The organism is Kribbella sp. CA-294648, assembly GCF_050943845.1.
In the GTDB taxonomy this organism is placed as follows: Bacteria; Actinomycetota; Actinomycetes; order Propionibacteriales; family Kribbellaceae; genus Kribbella.
On the sequence record NZ_CP191981.1, the window covers coordinates 5594368 to 5616252 of the forward strand.

Sequence of the window (21885 nt, forward strand, 5' to 3'; positions counted from 1 at the left end):
ACAAAGGGGAGCACGCATGACAAACCGTGAGGTCGAGTTGCTCGCCATCGGCGGAGGGCCGGCCAACCTGGCCCTCGCCGTCGCGATCGAGGAGCTCGGAGTCGACGGCCTGGCCGAGAACACTTTGGTGATCGAGCGGGGGCACTCGATCGAGTGGCAACGCGGTCTCCTGCTGCCCTGGACGAAAAGCCAGGTGGCCTTCGCCAAGGACCTGGTGACGCTGCGGAACCCCCGCAGCGAGTTCACCTTCCTCAACTACCTGCGCAGCGTCGGCCGGCTCGACGACTTCATCAACATGGGCAGCTTCACGCCGTACCGGGTGGAGATCTCCGGCTATCTCAGCTGGGTCGCCCAGTCGCTGCGCAAGGTGCAGCTGCAGCTGGGCTGCGAATGTACGTCGATCGCACCGGTCCGCGACGCGGCCGGCACGCTGACCGGCTGGCTGACCAAACTTGCCGACGGCACCACGATCTCCAGCAAGTACCTGGTCATCGGGGCCGGTCGTGACCCATATGTGCCGCCGACACTGGCGGGACTTCCAGCCGAGCGTTTGATCCACAGCACGCAGTACCGGTACCGGGTTTCCGAGCTGGACAAGGCCGGAGCGCACCGGATAGCTGTGGTCGGTGCGGCGCAGAGCGCGGCCGAGATGTTCCGCGCCCTGCAGACCGACCTGCCGGCCGGCGACGTGAGCTGGGTGATGCGGTCGATCGGGCTGCGCGCGTACGACACGAACAAGTTCACCAACGAGCTGTACTACCCGTCGTACATCGACAAGGTCTTCGAGGCGCGGCCGGAAGGCCGGGAGCAGATCCTGAGGGAGATGCACCTGACCAACTACTCCGGGGTGGAGACCGACCTGCTGCAGGAGCTCTACACCAGCATGTATCTGGACAAGCTGGCCGGTGTGGACCGGCGGCGGCTGGTGACGATGACCGACATCACCGGTGCGCGGGAGGAAGGCGACGAGATCGTCCTCGAGCTCACCGACCGGCGGACCGACGAGGTGACCGAGCTGCGCCGCGACCTGGTGCTGCTGGGCACCGGGTTCGTCCGCGAGATGCCTGCCATGGTGCGCGATCTGGCCGCGGCCATCGGACTGGACCGGATCGAGGTCAGCCGGCGGTACCGGCTGGAGCTGAACGAACAGTCGGACGCGGCGTGTTACCTGCAAGGGGTCAACGAGGCAACGCACGGCATCGCCGACTCGCTGCTCAGCGTGCTCGGCAACCGGGCCGGTGACATCGCGCAGGACCTGCTCACCCGGCGCGCCGGAACGAGGGTCAACGGGACCCACCGGGCCACCAACGGTCACCTTGCCGCCGTACCCCTGTCTGCTGATGGGGCTTTGCACAGCTAACTGAGGAGACATTCCCCATGTCTGCAACCGATGGTTCCTTGCTGCCCAAACCCGGTCGCGGACTGGCCGTCGCCGGCGCTCTCGTCGCCGGCGCGGTCGCCCTCCTCGGCATCGCGTACGGCGCCGGCTGGCTGAATCCCGGGCACCCCGCGACAGCCGCCGCTGCCGCGCCGGAAGCCGGACCGACACCGGCGGCACTGATGTGGCGGCTGCTGATCGCGGTCGCGGTGGTCTGCGCACTGGCCACCGTCTTCGGCCGGCTCGCCCGGCTGATCGGTCAGCCGCCGGTGGTCGGGGAGATCATCGCCGGCCTGGTGCTCGGACCGTCTGTGATCGGAGCGCTGGCCCCCTGGCTGTTCAACGCGATCGTGCCCACCGAGGTGCTGCCCAACCTGAACCTGCTGGCGCAAGCGGGGTTGGCGGTCTTCATGTTCACCGTGGGGACCGACTTCGGCCGCGACGGGGTCGGCCGCGACCGCGGGGCGATCGCCGGGGCCAGTCTCGCGATCATGGCCGTCCCGTTCGCTCTCGGGGTGGTCGTTGCCCTTCCGCTGTACACGACCCTGGCCGGCCAGGGTGTCGACCGGTTGCCGTTCGCAATCTTCATCGGTACGGCGCTCAGCATCACCGCCTTCCCGGTACTGGCCCGGATCGTCCAGGACTGTGGCCTGCTCGGCAGCCGGCTCGGCTCGCTGGCGATGTTGTGTGCCGCCGTCGCCGACGTACTGGCCTGGTGTGCGCTCGCGATCGTGCTGGCGATGATCCGGTCCGCGGATCCCGCTGACGCCCTCGTGGCGCTCGTCCTGACCATCCTGCTCGGCGCTGCCACCGTGCTGGTCCTCAAGCCGCTCCTCCGCCTGCTCGCCGACCGGTACGCCGGTTCGCTGCCCACCCCGATCCTGGTACTGCTCGTACTGGGCCTGATCCTCGGTCTCGCCGCGGCGACCGACGCGATCGGCGTGCACGCGATCTTCGGTGGCTTCCTGGCCGGCATCGTGCTGCCGAAGGACAGCCTGCCGGTCCGACAGGTGGCGGACCAGCTCGGTGGGCTGAACCGCGCTCTGCTGGTGCCGGTCTTCTTCGCCTCGATCGGGCTGCGCACCGATGTCACTGCGGCCGTGTCGCATCCTCAGGTGCTCGCAGCCGGTGGCCTGCTGTTGGTTGCCGCGGTCCTGGGCAAGTTCCTGGGCGCCGTACCGGTGGCTCGGGGTGCTGGACTCCCCGGCCGCTCAGCGCTCGGTCTCGGCGTTCTGATGAACGCCCGGGGCATCACCGAGATTGTCGTACTGTCCGCAGGTCTGAGTGTCGGCATCATCAATCAGAGCGCGTTCACGGTGATGGTGATGATGGCTCTGATCACCACGATGATGGCCGCACCGCTGTTGCGGCTGCTCGGACCGGGCATTCGGGAACGTAGCGCGACCGGGCAACTACCCACTGGTGATACGTATGCCAGCGGTGACGCGGCACCCGTCATTCGGTGACGCCACGACTACGTCCAGGTGACGCCGCCGGTGATCGAATAGCGGCCGAAGGCAGCACTGACGACGACCGGGGCAGCGTGAGGCACAGGTCGCTCCAGAGGTTTTGCCGAGTGAGGTTTCACCCAGCCCGCACGCCCTTGCGAGCTAGCTGCGGACGTCCACCGACGTGCGCAGTTCACACCTGTGCCTTTTTGCTCCCGTGTTGTCGCCGGTCTGCGAGGATCAGCGAAAGGACGTGGAACGTGTCGACGATCTCGCCACGCAAAACTGAACGGACGCCCGAGCGGAATCGCCATCAGCACGATTCCGGACCCACCCTCGAGGTGCTTCTCGGCCGGGCTTTGGCCTCCGACTGGTCAGCCTGGAAGGAGCTGGAGGGACGCTACGGTCACCTGCTGCTCCACGCGGCTCGTGGCGTAGGCCTCAGCCACAGCGACGCCGGCGACGTCGCGCAGCTCACCTGGCTGCGGCTGTGGCAGCACGGTCGCCAGATCCGCGACCCCGAATGCCTTCCCGCCTGGCTGGCCGCCACCGCCCGGCGAGAGGGCCTGCGACTGGCCCTCAGCAGGAAGCGGTACCTGCTGTACGCCGACCCGACGGCCGAGCACAGCGACGGCCAGCGCACGGCCGTGGTCGACGTCTACCCGGTCGACGGTGAGTACGAACCGACCACCGAGCAGGCGTTGCGCCGGCTGCCCGGACGCTATCAGCGCCTGATCCGGTTGCTGATGTCCGACAGCTGCCCGTCGTACACGGAGATCGCGGAGATGCTGAACCTGCCGATCGGCAGCATCGGCCCGATGCGGATGCGGGCACTCCAGATGCTCCGCCGTACCCCTGAACTGGCGCCGGCCCTCGCAGCAGCGAGCTGACCGGAGCCTGGCACGTCGCCGCGATCGCCCAGAGGAGCAGCCCCCGGCTCCTCTGGCCGCGCGACATCTACTTGCCACTGGCAACAAAATACTTGCCTTTGACGCCGAGGACGGTTGAGATGCCGGGGAGGGCGGAGAGAAAGAAAGCTAGGGCTGTGGTTGACACGAGGGCTGTTGGCATCAGTACGGCGTACTTCGTCAGGATGCTCGCGTTCCAGTCGACCACGTAGTACGCGATCAGGAGGATCACCGGCTGGTGGATGAGGAAGAACGGCATTGCTGCTCGAGCGATCGGCGCGGGCATCGGGCGTTGGAACGCTGGTAGGCGGAGGCCGAGCGCCAGTACGGCGACCAGCCAGCCCCAGACGGCCAGGGTGATGAGTGTGGAGTAGTAGACGTACGGCCACGAGTAGCTTGGGTCCTCCCACCACACTTCGAGGAAGTCGATGATGCCGGTGGCCACGCCTAGCACGAAGGCCCCGGGGCCTAAGGCCAGTCCGGGGACGGCGTCGCGGCGTACGGCTGCGATCAGGCGGTTGTCGGACAGGACCAGGAAACCGACGACGAAGAAGTCGAAGAAGAAGACCAACTCGCCCCAGCCGTGCTCGGGACCAGGTGCGCCGTAGAGCAGGAGGTGCACCGGCAGGAGGGGTACGGCGAGCAGCAGGATGCTCCCGCGTCGAACGCAGCGCGCCGCGATCCAGTCGACCAGGCGACGGCCCGCGGGACCGCGCAGCCACAGGAAGATCGGCAGCCCGAGCAGGGCGAACTGCAACAGGTACACGAGAAACCAGAGGTGGTACGTGTCGCGCAACCACAGCGGCGCATCACCACTCAGGTCGCTGAAGAACGCTCTCGCGTCCTCCAGGAAGGACCCGTCGGAGCGGCCCTTGTGGTGCTCCTCGAGGTAGTACTGCGGCGGCGACAGCAGGACGTACGCGATGACGAACGGGACGAGCAGTCTGAGCAACCGCTCTCGGACGAACTCCCGACCGGTCCGCCATCGCAACGCCAGCCACGCGCTCGCCCCGGAGATCAGGAAGAAGAACGCCAGCCCCCACAGCCCGAAGAACGCGATCATGATCGAGATCGGCTCACTGACCTCGGCGTTCTTCACGTGCCAGTCGCCGTCGTCGAACGGCCGCAAGGTGTGGAACAGGAACACCCCGACCACGGCCAGCACCCGCAACCAGTCCAGGAACCACAGCCGTTCCTCGTTCTCCATCCCGCAAGAATCGGGCAATCCCGTCGTCTCTGCCACCCCCGGTCCGGTGGTCCGTTCGACGGAATAGTCTGTTCGCATGACCGATCGAGGGATGCAGGAGCTGGCGCTGCTGTTGCTGACCGCGCTCGCGAACGAACCGCGGCACGGCTACGCGATCGCGCAGGAGGTCAAGACCATCACCGACGGCCGGGTGGTGACGAAGACCGGAGCCTTGTACGGCGCTCTGGACCGGTTGCTGGCGGAGGGACTGATCAAGGTCGAACGCGAGGAGGTCGTGTCCGGCCGCGCCCGCCGGATCTTCGCCCTCACCCCCACCGGCCGCGAGCGGCTGGAAGCGGAGGCGGAGCGACTGGCCGCCACCGCCCGCGAAGTCCGCCGCCGCCTGGCCGCCGGGACCGCGACCGCCACGTGAGCCGAGACCCGGGCGGCTCCCACCTTCTCCGCATCTACCCGGCGGCCTATCGAGCCGCCTATGGAGAAGAGATTCTCGACGTCCATCGTGAGCTGACGCTGGATCTCCCCCGCACCGCCCGGCTCCGCGCAGACGCCGACCTCCTCGCCCACGCTCTCCGGGTACGCCTCGGCCTCGACTCCGCCTCACCCGGCGGCCGCTTCTTCGCCCTCGCCGCCCCGCTCGCCCTAGGAGTCACCGCGGCGTACGGCGGGATCCAATTGATGAGCTGGTACGCCGGAGTCGCCATCTCCCCCGGCTCGACCTGGAGCCACCTGGCAACGACGGACGGCCCCCAAGCGCTGCAGGTGCTGTCCCTGGCGCTGATGTGCGTCGGAGCAATCACCGCCTTGCTCAAGCGGACCACCGCAGGCACGCTCGCAGCCGTCGCCGGCCTGCTCGGTTACGCCGCCCTCTGGACCGTCACCCCTGGCCGGTACGCCGAAGGCCCGCTGGAGCCGATCGCGGCAGTCCTCACCGCAGCCGTCGTACTCGCCGCTCCTCCAGACCGCCGTGGCAACCGGCACCTGTCGGCAGTCGCCGGAGCCATGGCCGCCGTCGCGTGGTTCCCGGTCGCCCTCGTCCAGACCCGCAATTTCGTCGTCAGCACTGACTACGGCGTCTGGCCGCTGCTCACCGCCATCCTGACTGGTGTCGCCCTAGCCCTTCACTCACGCCTGTCAGATCTGCGCGGCCTGGCCGCCATCACCGCAGCCTCGCCGCTCTTCCTCGCCCACGCCTTGACTCACGGCTTGCTCGGTTAGCAATAGTCCGCTGAAGTGAGTATTCTTCGTCACGTACTATCCGCGACGAGAGAAGACCACCGAGATGCCTTTCACCCTGGCTCACCCCGCGGTGGTCCTGCCGTTGTTCCGCCGCCCCTTCGTCCCCGCGGCCCTCGTCGCCGGCTCCATGGCCCCCGACGTCCCGTACTACCTCACCGCGGCCGGCATCACCTCAACGCACGCCGGCGACTGGTACGGCCCACTCCTCAACGCCACCCATACCCACTCGCTCACCGGCCTCCCGATCGACCTCCTGTACGCCGCCGCGCTGGTGGCCGTCTACTGCCTGATGCGCGCCCCCATCACCGCCCTGCTCCCACCCGGCCTGGCCCTCCCCCAACCCACCCGACCAACCAGAGCTCAGTACTACGGCTGGCTCCTGCTGTCCGCCCTCATCGGTGTCGGCACCCACATCCTCTGGGACGCTTTCACTGACGCCGACTTCCTCCCGTCCCGCCTGCTCCAGTACGCCAGCACAGCCTTCGGCCTAGCCGTCATCGGCTGGTACCTCTGGCAGCGGCGCGATCAGCTTCGAGCCAACGGAGCCCACCACCTCGGTACCAAAACGCGACGGCTGGTGGTAGCCGCACTGATCGCGGCCCCGCTCCTAGGCGCCGCAGCCCTCGCTCGCGATGACTACGACAGCTACAGAGCCGTGACAGCGTCGTGGGCCGAGATTGCCGAAGGCGTCTTGACCGGCGCAGCCAAGCGCGCAGGCGCCGCCTTCGCGGTCGCCTTGCTTCTCTACACGATCGCCTGGCACCTCACCGCATATCGTCGGCGTATTCAAACCGGCATACACCCTGACAACATCAGGCTGCGTTGACTGGAGGCATGCCCTCCCTGACCGTCCAACCGATCAGCGTCTCCGAGCATTTGGCGTTCATCCAGACGCTGCCGTCGGTCAGTTTCCTGCAGACCCCAGCGTGGGCTCACGTCAAGACCGAATGGCGCAGCGAGTCCCTCGGCTGGTACCACGGCCGACGGCTGGTCGGAGCCGGCCTCGTGCTGCACCGCCCAGTACCGCGGCTCGAGCGCTACACCCTGGCCTACCTTGCCGAGGGCCCGGCCATCGACTGGAGTGGCGAGATCGACGGGTGGCTCGACCCGCTGGCGACGTACCTCAAGGAACACGGCGCGTTCGCGATCCGGCTCGGACCACCGGTGCACACGCACACCTGGAGCGCCGCCCAGGTCAAGGAGGGCATCGCCGACCCGGGCATCGAGCGACTCACCGACCTGCCGAGCCGGCAGGCCCATCCGGTCGGCTCCGGCGTCCACCTCCAGCTCAGCGCTGCCGGGTGGCTGCCGCAAAGCCCGGAGAGCGGCTTCGGGACCGGGCATCCGCAGTACAAGTTCGAGATTCCCCTGGCCGGCCGGACCGAGGACGACCTGCTCAAGGGCATGAACCAGCACTGGCGCCGCAACATCAAGAAGGCCGCCAAGGAGGGCGTCGAGGTCGAGCTCGGGACCAGTGCGGAGCTGAAGGCGTTCCACGATCTCTACGTGCACACCGCCGAGCGCGACCATTTCACGCCGCGGCCGCTGCGGTACTTCGAGACCATGTTCGCGGCGATGAGTGCCGAGGATCCCGAGCGGATCAAGCTCTATCTGGCGCGCCACCAGGGTGACCTGGTCGCCGCCACCATCCTGATCCGCGTCGGCGGCCACGCGTGGTACGCGTACGGCGCCAGCTCCACCGAGAAGCGCGAGGTGCGCGGTTCCAACGCCTGCCAGTGGGCGATGATCCGCGACTCGCTGGCGGCCGGGTGCGACGTCTACGACCTGCGCGGCATCACGCCCACCCTGGACGCGGACGACCCCCACGTCGGGCTGATCCAGTTCAAGGTCGGCACCGGCGGCCGAGCAGTGCGGTACGCCGGCGAGTGGGACCTCCCGCTGCGACCGATCACGTACCGGGCCTTCGACCTCTACATGCGGTCGCGACGCTGGCGGCTGTAGATGTGCAGGACCCGGGCGACGAACAGTACGGCGAGGGCGATGAGGCAGAGAGTGAGGGTCACGCTGTCCACTCAAGCGGGTGCGATGTTCCTGCTGTGTATGGAGATTTCGATACGCGGGCGATACACCGTGGTGGCTTGACTGAGCGGCATGATCTTCAGCGAACCAGTACCAACGGCGGCCCCCGGCGCCGGATCGCTGGCGTCCTGGTGCAGCTCGGCGCTGCTGACGACAAGAGTCACCGTCTACAGCTGCGAACCGGACGAGGCGGCCCTGTTCCGGGAGCTCGCCCTCCGGTACGGCGTAGTACCGGCCATCACCGAGGAACCCGTGTCCGAAGCCACCGCGGCGCTGGCCATCGGGAGCCGCTGCATCAGCGTCGGTCACAAGACCCAGATCAGCAACTGCACCTTGCGGGCGCTGAGCCAGGCCGGCGTGCAGTACATCTCCACCCGGAGCATCGGCTACAACCACCTCGACGTCGGCTACGCGGAGAGCGTCGGTCTTCAGGTCGAGAACGTCCCGTACTCCCCCGACGGCGTGGCCGACTACACGCTCATGCTGATGCTGATGGTGGTCCGGCAGGCGAAGTCGATCATTCGCCGGACGGATGTTCACGACTACCGGCTGAACGACGTCCGCGGGAAGGAACTGCGCGACCTGACCGTCGGAGTGGTCGGAACCGGACGCATCGGCGCGGCGGTGATCGACAGGTTGCGAGGCTTCGGCTGCCAAGTGCTTGCCTACGACAACCACCCGGCCACCGCTGCCGACTATGTCCCGCTCGACGAGCTGCTCCAGCTGAGCGACCTCGTCACGCTGCACACTCCGCTGACCCCGGAGACGCACCACCTGCTGAGCGCCCAGCGGATCGAGCGGATGAAACCGGGCGCGTTCGTCGTCAACACCGGCCGGGGCGCACTGCTGGACACCGAGGCCGTGGTTCCTGCCTTGGAGAGCGGCCGGCTCGGCGGGGCCGCGCTGGACGTGCTCGAAGGCGAGGAAGGAATCTTCTACGCCGACTGCCGGGACGAACCCCTCGAGAACAAGTCGCTGGTGCGGCTGCAGGAACTGCCGAACGTGATCATCAGCCCGCACACCGCCTACTACACCGACCGCGCCCTGACCGACACCGTCGAGAACTCTCTGGCCAACTGCCTGAGGTTCGAACGCAGAAAGCAGCAATGGATATGAAGCTCGGCATCATCTTCGGGGGCAGCTCCGAGGAACACGACGTCTCCGTCAAGTCCGCCCGGGAGGTCGCGAAGAGTCTCGACACCGACGTGTTCGAGCCGTTCTATCTCGGCATCACCAAGAGCGGTGCCTGGAAACTCTGCGACGGCCCCGGCGGGAACTGGGAAGAGGGCACCTGCCGGCCGGCCGTGCTGTCCCCGGACCGCAACGCCCACGGCCTGCTCGTGCTGGAGCAGGGAGGCTACGAAGAGATCCGGCTCGACGCGGTCTTGTCCGTCCTGCACGGCAGACAAGGCGAGGACGGCGCGATCCAGGGGCTGCTGGAACTCTCCGGCATCCCGTACGTCGGCTGCGACATCCAGAGCTCGGCCCTGTCCATGGACAAGTCCCTCACCTACCTGGTCGCCAGGAGTGCGGGCGTCGCCACTCCCACCTTCTGGACGTTCACCCCGGACGAGAAGATCGATGCCGGCCGGCTGAACTATCCCGTGTTCGTGAAGCCGGCCCGCTCGGGATCGTCGTTCGGAGTCAGCAAGGTCTCCTCGGAAGCAGAGTTGCCGGCCGCGGTGGAGACCGCCCGCCAGTACGACGCGAAGATCCTGATCGAGGAGGCCGTGACCGCCAGCGAGATCGGCTGCGCCATCCTCGGCAACGAGCAGCACCTGATCGCGGGTGAGGTGGACCAGATCTCGCTGACCCACGGCTTCTTCAAGATCCATCTGGAGGACAACCCCGAGAGCGGGTCGGAGAACTCGACGATCGTCGTGCCCGCCGACATCTCGGCGACGTCGCGCTCGCTCGTCCAGGAGACCGCGAAGGTGGTCTATCGCGCGCTGGGCTGCCGGGGACTGGCCCGGGTGGACCTGTTCCTCACCGACGACGGCAAGGTGATCCTCAACGAGGTCAACACCCTGCCCGGCCTGACCTCCTACAGCCGCTATCCGAGGATGATGGCGGCCGCCGGCCTGTCGCTGACCGAAGTCCTCGACCGGGTGGTCTCGCTGGCGGTGACGGGGAAGATCCAGTGAAAGCCGGCTTCGTCTTCGTCGACGAAGTCGTCCCCGGCATCCGCTGGGATGCGAAGTACGCCGGCTGGGACAACTTCACCGGCCGCCCGGTGGACGGCTACCTGACCAACCGCATCGTCGGTACGACGGCCCTGTGCGCGGCGCTGGAAAGCGCGCAGGGGAAGGCCGAATCGGTCGGCATGGGTCTGCTCATCTGGGACGGCTACCGGCCGCAACGTGCGGTCGACTGTTTCCTGCGCTGGTCGACACAGCCGGAGGACGGCGCGACGAAACAGCGCCACTATCCGAACATCGACCGCGGCGAGATGGTCGGTCGCGGCTATGTGTCCGCCAAGTCGGGCCACACCCGGGGCAGTGCCGTCGACCTGACGCTCTATCACCTGCCCACCGGTGAACTCGCCGCCATGGGTGGTGGTCATGACCTGATGGACGCGATCTCCCATCACGGCGCGGAAGGCATCACGCCGGCCGAGGCACAGAACCGTCAGCTGCTCTGTTCGATCATGGAGGACTGCGGCTTCCGCCGGTACGACAGCGAGTGGTGGCACTACTCCCTCACCGATGAGCCCTACCCGGACACGTACTTCGACTTCCCCATCGAGGGCACGGAGTGACCGGCCCCCGCGTCGTTGTCGCCGGTGGCCATTCGGCCGGGCACATCGAGCCCATGATGAACTTCGCCGACGCTCTGCGCCGGCTGGAGCCCACTGCCGAGGTTGTTGCCCTCGGCACCGTCCGCGGCCTGGACACCACGCTCATCCCGGCGCGCGGCTATCCCCTCGAACTCATCCCGCCGGTACCGCTGCAGCGCAAACTGAACCGGGAGCTGCTGCGCACGCCGGGCAAGTTGCGCGACTCGGTGCTGGCGGCGGGCGAAGTCCTCGATCGTGTACAGGCCGACGTAGTAGTGGGCTTCGGCGGCTATGTGGCCGCGCCGGCCTACCTCGCCGCCCACAGGCGGGGTCTGCCGATCGTCGTCCACGAGGCGAACGCGCGGCCGGGAGTGGCGAACCGGCTGGCCGCGCGGATGACAACGCATGTGTACACCGCTTCCCCCAGCGTCCGGCTTGCTCATGCCACCGCCATCGGCATCCCGCTGCGACCGGCGATCAGTGGGCTCAACCGGCCCGCGCTGCGCGGGGCCGCTCGGCAGCGGTTCGGCCTGAGGCCCGAGGGGCCGGTCCTGCTGGTCACGGGTGGTTCGCAGGGAGCACGCACGATCAACACCGCGGTGGTCGGCGCGGCTGGGACGTTGCGGGCGTACGGCGTACAGGTGCTGCACATCACCGGGCCGCAGCACGCGATCGAAGTACCGGCCGGTGAACCGCCCTACGTTGTGCTGCCCTACGTCGACGAGATGCAGTACGCCTATGCCGCGGCTGACTTCGTGATCTGCCGCTCGGGGGCGATGACGTGCGCGGAGCTCAGCGCTGTCGGTCTGCCTGCTGCGTACGTCCCGCTGCCGTTGCGCGGCGGTGAGCAGCGGCTGAACGCCGAGCCGGTCGTCGCGGCGGGTGGCGCGCTGCTCGTCGACAACGCCGACCTCGACACCGCCTGGATCGAGACGACCCTGCTCCCAATCCTCACCGATCCCGGCCGGATCGCGGCGATGTCGGCCCGGGCGTCGGCGACCGGCGCGCTCGATGCGGACGTCGTCCTCGCCCGGCATGTGCTCGCCGCGATCAACCCCCGGCGGGCAGTCGGACCTTGATCCGGAGGCCCCCACCCGGACGGGGAGAGAGCGTGACGGTTCCGTCGTGGGCCTGGGCGATGCTCTTGACGATCGCCAGGCCGAGGCCGACTCCGGCGTGGTCGGTGCGGACGCGTTGGGTACCGCGCTGAAAGGGCTCGGTGAGGGTCGAGACCACCTGCGGGGACAGCTTCTGGCCGGTGTTCTCGACCTCGAGCACCACGAACCCGGATCGGGCGCTGGTCCTGACCCAGACAGTGCCGTCTGCCGGCAGGTTGTGGACGATCGCGTTGTGCACGAGGTTCGTCGTCAGCTGCAACAAGAGCGCGTGCGAGCCCACGGTGAGGGCCCGGTCGCCGGAGGTTTCGAGGGTGACACCGTGCTTCTCAGCGAGCGGAAGCAGGGTTTCGGTGGCCTCCTCCGCCGCCAGCGACAGGTCGACGTCCTCCCGGGTGAAGGCGCGCTGGTTGGCCCGGCTGAGCAGCAGCAAAGCCTCGGTGAGGTCGATCGCGCGGGTGTTGACGTAGTGGAGGCGGTCGACGAGGTCCTTGGTGTCGCGGCCCGGATCGTTGCGGGCCACCTCCAGCAGGGTCTGCGTGATCGCCAGCGGCGTGCGCAGTTCGTGCGAGGCGTTGGCCGCGAATCTCTTCTGTTCGGCATCATGGGCCTCGAGTTGCGCGAGCATGGTGTCGAAGGAGTCGGCGAGTTCGCGGAACTCGTCGTTGCGGCCCTCCAGCAGGATCCGGTGGGACAGCGATCCGTTCGCGGCCAGCCGGGTGGCGTGGGTGATCCGGGTCAGCGGCGCGAGCATGCTGCCGGCCAGCAGCCATCCGCCCACCAGGCCGAACACCAGCAACGCCGCCAGCATGACGCCCACCCTCGGCAGGAACGCGACCACCAGATCGCTGCGGTCGGGGAAGTTCGGCATCAGGCGGCCGTTGGCGGGCTGACCTCTGATGCCCACGTCAGGGACGTAGCGCAGAAGGAAGACCCACACTGCCAGCAGCAGTACGGCACCGGAGATCATGATCACGCCGGCGTAGCTCAGTGTCAGTTTGAGCCGGACGCTCCAGCCGGGCTCCCTAGCCACGATCCCCGTCTCCGGCGCCGGAGCCTGTGTCGATGCGGTAGCCGACACCGAGCACGGTGGCGATGATCCAGGGCTCTCCGAGCCGTTTGCGCAGCGCCGAAACGGTGATGCGCACCGCGTTGGTGAAGGGGTCGGCGTTCTCGTCCCAGGCCCGTTCCAGCAGCTCTTCGGCGCTCACCACGCCGCCCTCGGCGGCGACGAGAACCTCCAGTACTGCGAACTGCTTGCGGGTCAGCGCGACATAGCGGCCGTCCCGGTAGACCTCCCGGCGGAACGGGTCCAGCCGCAGCCCGGCGATCTCCCGCACCGGCGGCCGGTTGAGGCTGCGCCTGCGGTCGAGGGCCCGGAGCCTGAGCACCAGCTCCTGCAGTTCGAACGGCTTGGTCAGGTAGTCGTCGGCGCCGAGCTCGAACCCCGACGCCTTGTCGTCGAGCCGGTCCGCGGCGGTGAGCATCAGGATCGGCATGCCGGTGCCGGAGGCAACGATGCTCTTGGCGATCTCGTCACCGGACGGCCCGGGCACGTCCCGGTCGAGCACGGCGATGTCGTAGGAGTTGATGCTGAGCAGCTCCAGCGCGGTGTCCCCGTCGCCGGCCAGGTCGGCCGCGATCGCCTCCAGCCGCAACCCGTCACGGATCGCCTCGGCCATCAAGGGCTCGTCTTCTACGACCAACACACGCATGGCCACATGCTACGAGGCGGAACATATCGTCCGTATATCGAAAAGCCCATACGATCCGACAACATCACACTGCCTTGACTGGGCAGCATGAAGCACACGCCAACAGCTCGAACAATGACGCGCCGGACCCTCGGTCTGCTGGTGATCACGGCCGCCGTAGCCGGAATCGTCCACCAGACCTCGGTGTTCTCGGTCGGCGAGGTCCTTCGCAGCGACCACGGCCTGACCCCGGCCGAGAAGGGCGGCTCCCTCCCCGGCCAGGTCACCGTCTACGACGACCGGTACCCCGGCGTCGCGAACCTCGAGCCCGAGTTGCTCAAGGCTCTGCGCCGGGCCGCGACGGACGCTGCTGACGACGGGGTGAAGTTCTACGTCAACAGCGGATGGCGCTCCCCGGAGTACCAGCAGAAGCTGTTGCGTGACGCGGTGGCGAAGTACGGCTCGGAGAAGGAGGCTGCCCGCTGGGTCGCCACCCCGGAGACCTCTCCGCACGTGTCCGGGAACGCGGTCGACATCGGGCGGGCCGACGCCACCGCGTGGCTGTCCGAGAACGGCGCGCGGTACGGCCTCTGCCAGATTTACGCCAACGAGCCCTGGCACTACGAGCTCCGCCCCCAGGCGATCACCGACGGTTGCCCTCCGATGTACCCGGACCCCTCCCACGACCCGAGAATGCGCCGCTGAAGGGTCAGGTCGGACGGACGACGGCCACCGGGCAGTTCGAGTGCTGGAGCAGGCTCTGACTGACCGACCCGAGCAGCAGGCCGGCGACGCCGCCGCGTCCGCGAGACCCGACCACCAGCAGCGAACCGCCACCACTGCGTTCTGCCAGTACGACGGCCGCGCGGCCGGCTATCACCTCGGCCCGGACCCCCACCTCGGGGAACTTCTTCCGGTACGGCGCCAGGCTCTCGGCCAGCCAGTTCCGCAACAGCTCCTCGGCACCGTCGATCGGTGCGTCGTGGCGATTCTGCGGCTGCCAGCAGTAGATGACTTCCAGAGCGCTGCCTGATCGCGCGGCCTCCTCGAACCCGAACAGCACCGCGGCCTCGGAGTCGGCGGACCCATCGGTGCCGACCAGCACGGGCCCCTGCGTCGCCGTACCGCGCACGACCACCACCGGACACGGCGCCTTCGACGTCACGGCCGTCGCGGTCGAGCCAAGCAGAGCAGAACCTAGCTTGCCGTGCTCCGGCGACCCGACGACCACCAGCTCAGCGCCCGGCGCCTCGGTCAGGAGAGCGTTCGCCCCGGTGTTGCGGGCCAGCCAGCCGGAGCCGTTCTCGTAGCCGAGCCGATCACGGACAACATCGACCGCCGCATCGAGCTCGGCCTGGTACCGGTCCACCGGCGACGGCGGGAGGTAGCCCTCGGCGCCGGTCGCCGGCCACTGCGTCGTCTGGTCCAGGTAGGCGTACACCACCCGTACGGCGCAGTCGCGCGCCTCGGCCGCCTGGATCGCCCAGCGCAACGCGACCTGGCTTTCCGGACCTCCGTCGAGGCCAACGAGTATGACCTTGCGCGTGCTGTCCATCAGTAGCCCTTCACTTCGGTGGGCAGTCAGAGGATCTCAATGTAGCCGTCTGTTCCGTTGACGCGGATGTGCTGGCCGTCCTGGATCAGGTGGGTGGCGTGTTCTACGCCGACGACGGCCGGCAGGCCGTACTCGCGGGCGACCACGGCGCCGTGGGTCATCTGGCCGCCGACCTCCGTGACCAGGCCTGCGATCGCGACGAACAAGGGCGACCAACTGGGGTCCGTGTAGGCGGTGACCAGGATGTCGCCCGGTTCGATGTCGGCCTCGGCCAGGTCGAGGATGACGCGGGCTCGCCCTTCGATGGTCCCGGCCGAAACGGGCAGGCCCACCAGCGCGTCGGCCGGAAGGTCATCGCGCCGATACGTCCCGGTGACGGACTCGCCGTCCGAGGTGAGCACGCGCGGCGGCGTGAGCGCTGCGTAGGACGCGAAGGCGTCCTTCCGCTCCTGGATGAGCCCGCAGTCGACCTCCTTCGTGCGCACCGCCTCGCGGAACTCCTCGAACCGGAGATAGAAGACATCGTCGCTCTCCCGGAGCACACCGGCGCTGACGAGGCGCTCGGCTTCTCCCAGCAAGGCCTGCTTGTACACGAAGTACCGGCTGATCATCGCGTACTTCGGATACTCGCGGTACCCGGCGAAGGTCCGGGCCCGGTCGATCATCCGCTTGGTCTCTTCGGCCTTTTGCTCGCCTTCCGGCAAGGCTCGTAGCCGGGTCAGGACGTCCTGTTCCTTCCTCAGCGCCTCCTGCCGGCCCTGCTCGAAACGGCGCTCCGCGGCGCCCGGCTCAAAGTTCCGGACGTTGCCCAGGAGCAGCGGGACCAGCGTGGTGGGGCGCTCGCTCCAGCGCGGCCTGGTGATGTCGATCTCGCCGACGCAGCGCATGCCGTACTTGGCGAGAAAGACGTCGATGGCTGCCAGCGCTTCGCGGCCACCCTCGACCTCGGTCAGCCCGTCCAAGGAGTCGTCGGCGTTTTCGAGAAAGGCCACCACCGCGGGATACGGGCGGATCGCGTCCGCCACGTCGAGCAGCGCCAGGCCCATCTCCGAGGTGACGTTGTGCGGGACGGACTGGGTCAGCGTGTCCGCCGCGTTCTTCTCGCCCAGCCACTCGAGCAGGTGGTCGTTGAGCCACCACGAGGCCTCCATCCCCGCCATCACCACCTGCAGGCTTCGCGGACCAGAATCTGATGACGAGGCCCACATTTGCTTGATGTCGGCAACGATGAAGTCGAAGACCTCCGGGCCGGACTTCGCCTGGAGCTCTTGCCGGGAGGCGGCAATGGACGCCTGGATGTCCGCGACCAGCTGGGTGACGATGGCCGGATCGGTGTCGATCGAGTCCGAGCCGCTGCCCGGCGGCGTCCAGGCAGAACCCTCGTCCGGGAGCAACGGGACGAAGTCGTCGCGGTCGAGGACGGTTCGCAACGCGTCCCCGATCAGCGGATCGGACTTGCCCAGCGCCTCCACCAGTCCGGCGCGGCTGGCCGGCGCGGACAACATCTTGGTGGCGTCGACGAACAGTCTGCCGCCGGCCTCGGTCATCGGCGCCGGTGACGTCAACCGCCACACGGACAGCCCCAGTGGCTTCATCGGATCCGTCATCATCTGCTGGTGACCGACCGAGACATAGACATGGTTGCCTTCGTCCCCGATCTCCGGAGCGGGGAACAACGTCGTGATCGGGCGGCTCTGCACGATCTGGAAACCGTCGTCGACCAGGCACCACTCGATGTCCTGCGGCCGGCCGAAGTACGCCTCGATCTCCCGGCCCAACCGCGCGAGCCGGAGCACCTGCGCATCGGTCAGCGCCGGCCGATCCCGCAAACCGGGCTCGATCACCTGTTCCCGCGTCCCGCCGTCCGGCGACGCCAGAATAGCCAACTGCTTGCTGCCGATCGTCTTGTCCACGACCTCGCCGTCGCGCACCTTGTAGACGTCCGCGTTGACCAGACCGGAGACCAGCGCCTCGCCCAGGCCGAAGCTCGCCTCCACCGTGGTGATCTTGCGGTTCGAGGTGACCGGGTCGGCAGTGAACATGATGCCGGCGACCTCCGACGACACCATCCGCTGGACGACGACGGCCATCTGGACCTTCCGATGGTCGAAGCCGTTCCGCAGCCGATACGTCACGGCGCGCTCGGTGAAGAGTGAGGCCCAGCAACGGCTGACGTGCGCGAGCACGGCCGTCGGCCCCACGACGTTCAGGTACGTGTCCTGCTGGCCGGCGAACGAGGCGGTCGGCAGGTCCTCGGCCGTCGCGCTCGACCGGACGGCGTACGCGATGTCCTCGCCGATCCGCGCGAGCGGCCGGGTGATCGCCGCCGCCACCTCGTCAGGGATGGCGATCTTCTCGATGCTCTCGCGGACCTCGGCGCTGAGCGCCCGGATCGCGTCCCGGTCGTCCGGGGCCAGACGCGCCAGTTGATCGAGTCGCTCGTCGATCGACGGCGCCCCGGCCAGCACCCGGCGGAAGGCCTCCGTCGTCACGCAGTACCCAGCCGGTACGTCGACACCTTCCAGCCGCGCGAGCTCGCCCAGGTTCGCGCCTTTGCCGCCCACCAGCGCGACCTGCGTCCGGTCGATCTGCTGGAAATCCAGCACAGAGCCGGACGCCGCCACATTGTTGCCACTGTCAAGCATTCGCTACTTCCCCCACGTGTCGGTTGCGGCTTCGGTGGAGGATTCTGCACCACGAACCGGGCCTTGCGACAAGCCCCCTGTGCTGCTATAAGTTAGTAGTGGCAAGGAGATCAACTCCTTGCCACTCGTCGTTTCCGACGACTTAGGCGAGCCGGCCGACGGCCACCTTCGCCAGCGACTCCATCGTCTGGCCGGCCGGTGCCCAGGTGCCGGTGACGTGCATGATGCCGAAGTTGTTGCCCTTCGAGAAGACGATCACGCCGCCGTCCGCGCGCTTGGAGTCGCCGGTGTAGGACAGCGCCCAGGTCGCGGTACCGGTGCCGACGGGCGAGGACGTGGTCTTGCCGTAGTGGAAGTCCCAGTCCGACTTGCTGCCCTGGCACCCGCCGATCGCCTCCGCGACCAGCGTCTTGGCGTAGCTCCTGGCCTCGGCCGGCGTCTTCGCCTGGGCGATCGACTCGGTCAGGCCCTGGTTGGCGTTGCGCCGGCTCGTCCAGGAGACCGTGACCGGCTTGTCGGCGCCCTGCAGGACGGCGGTCCACGGGTTGCCCTCACCGAGGCAGGAGGAGAAGTCGTCGTTGCGGTTCAGAATCACCTTCGCGGTGTCCAGTGGGACCTCGATCGAGACCAGGTCCTCGCTCTGCACCAACTGGCTCGAGCCGATCGGCAGGACGGTGTCTCCGGGGTCGGCCTGCGCCGTCTTGGTGGGGCCCGAGCCCAGTCCCAGACCGGCCGAGGCCGCGGTCGCTGCTGCACCGGCGACCGTGACTAGGACGAGGGTACGGATCGGACGCCGGGTGGTCTTCGTGCTGGTGGTTCCGGTCGCGCTGGGCATGAGATGTCCTCTCTGGTCGTGCTCGGTGCGAGCACGGCGGTTGGTTTGTCACCACCAGAGAGGGGCAGGTTCGCGGTTTTGTTGGGTGCGACTTTTTCGCGGGGTCAGCCGAGGCGGAGGGCCGCGGCGCGGCTGAGGGTCACAAGCTGCTGGTACGCACCCTTGCCGGCGACCACGCAGGCCGGCTCGTCACCTTCACTCGAGCACCAGTTGATCGCCAGTACGCCGACGTGGGTGCCGCGCCGCAGTACCGCCATCCCGCCGTTGATCTTCTCGCCTTTGGGCGCGCGGCCGGTGGTGTTCAGTTCGCCGGAGACCTGTCCGAGCCAACTGGCGGTGGTGGCCGGGTCGAGTTGTTCGCTGTGGGTGGGCCCGTAGACCCACACACCGGGCTCGGCCTCCTGACAGGCCTCGAGCTTGCGCAGCACCTTCCTGGCGATCTGCGCGGCCTCGTCCTCGTCGCGGGCGGCGATCACCTGCTGGTAGGCGACGACGGGGCCGCCTTCCCAGGCCCGTTGGACCGGCGGTCCGCTGAGGGCGATGGCGTCCAGCGTCTCGTTCTTCTGGCAGGCCACGATTTCCAGCCGGACGTCCGAGGGCTGCGCGGTCAGCTTCAGGCCGACCTTGCGGAAGTCGGCGTCGCCGAGCATGTTCGCAGGGGTGACCGGTCCGCCGTCCGGAGTACTGGGGACCGGCGTCGGGCGGGGTGAGGGCTTGCTGGTCGGCGTCGTGGGTGGAGTCTTCCCGGCGACCTGATCGTCGGGAGTGCCGGTTCCACGGTCAGGCAGCACGACACCGCCGACCAGCGTCCCGAGCGTCGCGGCGACGCCGAGCACCAACCCCGCAGTACGCGATCGCATGGCTAGCGCACGCCGCCGATCCGCAACCGGGGCACCATGAACTTGCGGGCCTGGTGGATCCGGTCCTTCACCGTGCCCAGCTTGGTGTCGGTCAGCTCGGCGATCTCGTTGTAGCTCAGCTCACCGAGGTCGCGCAGGACGAACGACTCCACCAGCACGGGATGCGACTGCTCCAGCTCGTCCAGGGCGTCCAGCAGGTCGAGGCGGGTCCCGGCGATCACGCTGGTGGTGCGCGGGTCGGGCGCGTCCGGCATGGCTCCCACCCCGCTGAGAGCATCCGCCCGGTCCCGCAGCGATCGATAGGTGGCCCGGGCCGCGTTGGAGGTGATCACGGTGACCCAGCCGACGAAGGAGCCACGGCCGGCGTACGACGTGATCTTGCGGCTGATGATCAGGAGTGCTTCCTGAGCGGCGTCCTCGGCGTCGGCGTGATGCGGCAGGAACCGGGTGCACCGGCGCACCACCATCGGCCGGATCCGGAGCAGCATCTCGTCGAGGGCCTCCCGGTCGCCCTGCCTGGCCGCCTCGACCAGCTCGTCCAGTGCACCGTCGTCGTCCAGCACGCCCGTCGTCCTCCCTCGATCCCCCGGTCACGGGCTCCCAGGGTGATCTGAGAGCACCCCGCGATACGTCACAATGAGCAGGATGAAACATATCGGCCGCTACCGACTCGACCACCGGGTCGGCTCCGGGGCGTTCGCCACGGTCTGGAAAGGATACGACCCCGAACTCGACACGGCCGTTGCGGTGAAGGTCCTCGCCGACAACTGGGTGCTGCACGCCGACGTGCGGGAGCGTTTCCTCAGCGAAGCGCGGCTGCTGCGCCGGATCGAGAGCAGGCGGGTGGTCCGGGTCCACGACGTCGGAGTCGACGACAACCGGCCGTACTTCGTCATGGACTACGTCAACGGCGGCACGCTGGCCGACCGCGTGGGCCAGGTGGAACCGGTCGAGGCACTGCGGCTCGCGGCCGAAGCGGCGGAGGCGGTGCAGGTGCTGCACGAGGCCGGTTTCATCCACCGCGACATCAAGCCCAGCAACCTCCTGCTCGACCAGACCAGCGAACCTGCCCGCGTGCTGGTCGCCGATCTGGGCAGCGTCAAGCGGCTCGCGGACGCGACCGGATACACCGTCAACACCGGCACTCCCGCCTACATGGCGCCGGAGCAGACCGGCGGCATCGGTACCTTCGACGGTCGCGCCGACGTGTACTCCCTCGCCGTGGTCACCTGGGAACTGCTGACCGGTGACCGGCCGGCGCCCGACCTGAGTACGTCGAGCGGGCGCAGCGCGAGTTGGCGACCACAGCGTCGTCCCGTTGCCGAGATCGACGGCGTCAGCCCGCGCGTGGTCGACGTACTGACGGCCGCGCTCGATCCCGATCCCGATGCCAGGCCCCAGGATGCTCAGACCTTCGCTCGCGAGTTGCTCGCGGCGAACGGGGCCGCCGCTTCCGCACAGCCGGCCAATTGGCCGGCCCCGTTGGTGTGGGCCGGGGCCCTCGCCGTCTTCGGACTCGCCACCCTCACCGCCTGGCTCCTGCTCTGACCTCACCCGGAGTCACCGCGCCGCCGTCTGGGTACTGGTACGGCGTCGAAAGAAGGTGATCCTGATGTACGACGTTGTCGTGCTGGTGGAGCAAGAAGTCAGCGTGCCGGACGCCGAACGGCTGGTGGACCTCTACGCGAGCGCACCGGAGCCGGTCAAGTTTCACCTGATCGTTCCGTGCGAGGACGCGAGCGCCCGCATCGAGGCCTCGCTCGCCGGCCTGGCCAGTACAGAACTGACCGGAATCGCGGCCGAACGGTACTCGCTCCAGTCCGACGAAGACGCGCGCAAGGCCTCCGAGCAGGCGCAGCATGTCATCGACGCCCAGGCCACCGCGGCGCTCGATCGCAGCCTTGACCGCTTGCGCTCGTTGGGCCGGGACGCCGACGGCTGGATCACCCACCGGCATCCCGTCGACGAACTCGTCGACCACCTCAAGCTGGTGAACGGCCAGGAGGTCGTCGTCCTCACCCGCCCGCACGTCATCGCCGAGTTGCTCCACATCGACTGGTCCGCCCAAGCCCGCCGCCACCTCGGCGTACCGGTCCTTCACCTACTCGAACAACACCAGGACAGCCCGCTGGATCCCAGTACCTGAAAACACCTGTCCACCGGCAGCGTGTCGGTGCCCTTGGCAACT

General features: G+C 68.2%; 22 protein-coding genes. 14 read left to right on the forward strand and 8 right to left on the reverse strand.

Features of this window, described 5'->3' with window-relative positions; genetic code table 11:
- Positions 1-16 precede the first annotated feature (16 nt).
- From ACQPYM_RS26390 to ACQPYM_RS26400, 3 genes are all read left to right on the forward strand, one after another.
- A complete protein-coding gene (locus tag ACQPYM_RS26390; protein ID WP_433005200.1) occupies positions 17-1360 on the forward strand; it encodes a SidA/IucD/PvdA family monooxygenase in 1344 nt (447 codons plus the stop codon).
- Between the two features lie 17 nt (positions 1361-1377).
- On the forward strand, positions 1378-2844 hold the full coding sequence (locus ACQPYM_RS26395; protein ID WP_433005203.1) for a cation:proton antiporter: 1467 nt from the start codon (positions 1378-1380) through the stop codon (positions 2842-2844).
- Positions 2845-3086: 242 nt separating this feature from the next.
- Positions 3087-3716 (forward strand): RNA polymerase sigma factor, encoded by a 630-nt coding sequence (locus ACQPYM_RS26400; RefSeq protein ID WP_433005206.1) that lies wholly within the window; start codon positions 3087-3089, stop codon positions 3714-3716.
- A 67-nt stretch (positions 3717-3783) separates the two neighbouring features.
- On the opposite strand, the gene ACQPYM_RS26405 is transcribed toward ACQPYM_RS26400, so the two are convergent.
- A complete protein-coding gene (locus tag ACQPYM_RS26405) occupies positions 3784-4941 on the reverse strand; it encodes an acyltransferase family protein (RefSeq protein WP_433005209.1) in 1158 nt (385 codons plus the stop codon).
- A 76-nt stretch (positions 4942-5017) separates the two neighbouring features.
- Here ACQPYM_RS26405 and ACQPYM_RS26410 point away from each other — a divergent pair, with 76 nt between their 5' ends.
- The 8 genes from ACQPYM_RS26410 (at position 5018) to ACQPYM_RS26445 (ending at position 12072) form a co-directional block, all read left to right on the forward strand.
- Positions 5018-5353 (forward strand): PadR family transcriptional regulator, encoded by a 336-nt coding sequence (locus ACQPYM_RS26410; RefSeq protein WP_433005212.1) that lies wholly within the window; start codon positions 5018-5020, stop codon positions 5351-5353.
- The gene (locus ACQPYM_RS26415) at positions 5350-6156 is read left to right on the forward strand and encodes a hypothetical protein (protein ID WP_433005215.1); all 807 of its coding nucleotides are present in this window, start codon (positions 5350-5352) and stop codon (positions 6154-6156) included. Before ACQPYM_RS26410 ends, ACQPYM_RS26415 begins: the two co-directional genes overlap by 4 nt.
- 64 nt (positions 6157-6220) lie before the next feature.
- Positions 6221-7003 (forward strand): DUF4184 family protein, encoded by a 783-nt coding sequence (locus ACQPYM_RS26420; RefSeq protein ID WP_433005218.1) that lies wholly within the window; start codon positions 6221-6223, stop codon positions 7001-7003.
- 8 nt (positions 7004-7011) lie between these two features.
- Entirely contained in the window at positions 7012-8139 is a 1128-nt protein-coding gene (locus ACQPYM_RS26425) for a lipid II:glycine glycyltransferase FemX (protein ID WP_433005221.1), read from the forward strand.
- A 150-nt stretch (positions 8140-8289) separates the two neighbouring features.
- Positions 8290-9333, forward strand: a complete 1044-nt coding sequence (locus ACQPYM_RS26430) for a D-isomer specific 2-hydroxyacid dehydrogenase family protein (RefSeq protein ID WP_433005224.1) — start codon at positions 8290-8292, stop codon at positions 9331-9333.
- Positions 9324-10361, forward strand: coding sequence for a D-alanine--(R)-lactate ligase (vanA, locus tag ACQPYM_RS26435; protein ID WP_433005227.1), 1038 nt, complete (start codon positions 9324-9326; stop codon positions 10359-10361). Before ACQPYM_RS26430 ends, vanA begins: the two co-directional genes overlap by 10 nt.
- Positions 10358-10975, forward strand: a complete 618-nt coding sequence (gene vanX, locus ACQPYM_RS26440; protein ID WP_433005230.1) for a D-Ala-D-Ala dipeptidase VanX — start codon at positions 10358-10360, stop codon at positions 10973-10975. The genes vanA and vanX overlap by 4 nt, the downstream gene beginning before the upstream one ends.
- Entirely contained in the window at positions 10972-12072 is a 1101-nt protein-coding gene (locus tag ACQPYM_RS26445) for a UDP-N-acetylglucosamine--N-acetylmuramyl-(pentapeptide) pyrophosphoryl-undecaprenol N-acetylglucosamine transferase (RefSeq protein WP_433005233.1), read from the forward strand. The genes vanX and ACQPYM_RS26445 overlap by 4 nt, the downstream gene beginning before the upstream one ends.
- Here the strand turns inward: ACQPYM_RS26445 and ACQPYM_RS26450 are convergent.
- Positions 12044-13141, reverse strand: coding sequence for a sensor histidine kinase (locus ACQPYM_RS26450; RefSeq protein WP_433005236.1), 1098 nt, complete (start codon positions 13139-13141; stop codon positions 12044-12046). The genes ACQPYM_RS26445 and ACQPYM_RS26450 overlap by 29 nt on opposite strands.
- Positions 13134-13823, reverse strand: coding sequence for a response regulator transcription factor (locus tag ACQPYM_RS26455; protein WP_360280069.1), 690 nt, complete (start codon positions 13821-13823; stop codon positions 13134-13136). The genes ACQPYM_RS26450 and ACQPYM_RS26455 overlap by 8 nt, the downstream gene beginning before the upstream one ends.
- Positions 13824-13937: 114 nt before the next feature.
- Between ACQPYM_RS26455 and ACQPYM_RS26460 the strand changes: the two genes are divergently transcribed.
- A complete protein-coding gene (locus tag ACQPYM_RS26460) occupies positions 13938-14507 on the forward strand; it encodes a M15 family metallopeptidase (protein WP_433005239.1) in 570 nt (189 codons plus the stop codon).
- A 4-nt stretch (positions 14508-14511) separates the two neighbouring features.
- Here the strand turns inward: ACQPYM_RS26460 and ACQPYM_RS26465 are convergent, their stop codons facing one another.
- From ACQPYM_RS26465 to ACQPYM_RS26485, 5 genes are all read right to left on the reverse strand, one after another.
- Positions 14512-15357 (reverse strand): universal stress protein, encoded by an 846-nt coding sequence (locus ACQPYM_RS26465; RefSeq protein WP_433005242.1) that lies wholly within the window; start codon positions 15355-15357, stop codon positions 14512-14514.
- Positions 15358-15383: 26 nt separating this feature from the next.
- Complete coding sequence (gene rph, locus ACQPYM_RS26470) at positions 15384-18002, reverse strand: rifamycin-inactivating phosphotransferase (RefSeq protein WP_433005245.1); 2619 nt, start codon at positions 18000-18002, stop codon at positions 15384-15386.
- A 142-nt stretch (positions 18003-18144) separates the two neighbouring features.
- Complete coding sequence (locus tag ACQPYM_RS26475; protein WP_433005248.1) at positions 18145-18837, reverse strand: hypothetical protein; 693 nt, start codon at positions 18835-18837, stop codon at positions 18145-18147.
- A gap of 104 nt (positions 18838-18941) precedes the next feature.
- Positions 18942-19697, reverse strand: a complete 756-nt coding sequence (locus ACQPYM_RS26480; protein ID WP_433005250.1) for a hypothetical protein — start codon at positions 19695-19697, stop codon at positions 18942-18944.
- A gap of 2 nt (positions 19698-19699) precedes the next feature.
- Positions 19700-20260: an RNA polymerase sigma factor gene (locus ACQPYM_RS26485; RefSeq protein ID WP_433005253.1), complete on the reverse strand. Its 561-nt coding sequence runs from the start codon at positions 20258-20260 to the stop codon at positions 19700-19702.
- An 82-nt stretch (positions 20261-20342) separates the two neighbouring features.
- On the opposite strand from ACQPYM_RS26485, the gene ACQPYM_RS26490 reads away from it, so the two are divergent.
- Complete coding sequence (locus tag ACQPYM_RS26490; protein ID WP_433005256.1) at positions 20343-21245, forward strand: serine/threonine-protein kinase; 903 nt, start codon at positions 20343-20345, stop codon at positions 21243-21245.
- Positions 21246-21309: 64 nt separating this feature from the next.
- Positions 21310-21843: a hypothetical protein gene (locus tag ACQPYM_RS26495; RefSeq protein WP_433005259.1), complete on the forward strand. Its 534-nt coding sequence runs from the start codon at positions 21310-21312 to the stop codon at positions 21841-21843.
- Positions 21844-21885: the final 42 nt, after the last annotated feature.